Source organism: Streptomyces sp. SID14436, from assembly GCF_010548465.1.
Taxonomy (GTDB): domain Bacteria; phylum Actinomycetota; class Actinomycetes; order Streptomycetales; family Streptomycetaceae; genus Streptomyces.
In genome coordinates this window covers 1-275 of record NZ_JAAGMD010000908.1, presented here as the reverse complement: position 1 = coordinate 275, position 275 = coordinate 1, and the positions used below count along the sequence as shown (strand labels likewise).

The 275-nt window shown below is 79.6% G+C and carries 1 pseudogene; it reads left to right on the top strand.

Annotated features, from left to right (window positions below):
- Window positions 1–275 (top strand): annotated as a pseudogene (locus G3I53_RS33110) (putative protein N(5)-glutamine methyltransferase); the annotation flags it as partial.

Genomic DNA, 275 nt, shown 5'->3' with positions numbered 1-275 from the left:
CCACACCGGCGACCTGTTCGAGGCGCTCCCGGCCCGGCTGCGGGGCCGGGTCGACGTGCTGGCGGCCAACGTCCCCTACGTGCCCACCGGCGAGATCGGCCTGCTGCCGACGGAGGCCCGCGACCACGAGCCGCGGGTCGCGCTCGACGGCGGCGCCGACGGCCTGGACGTGCTGCGCCGGGTGGCCGCCGCTGCCCCGGACTGGCTGGCGCCGGGCGGCTGTCTGCTGGTCGAGACGAGCCGCCGGCAGGCGCCCGCGGCGGTCCGCGCCTTCA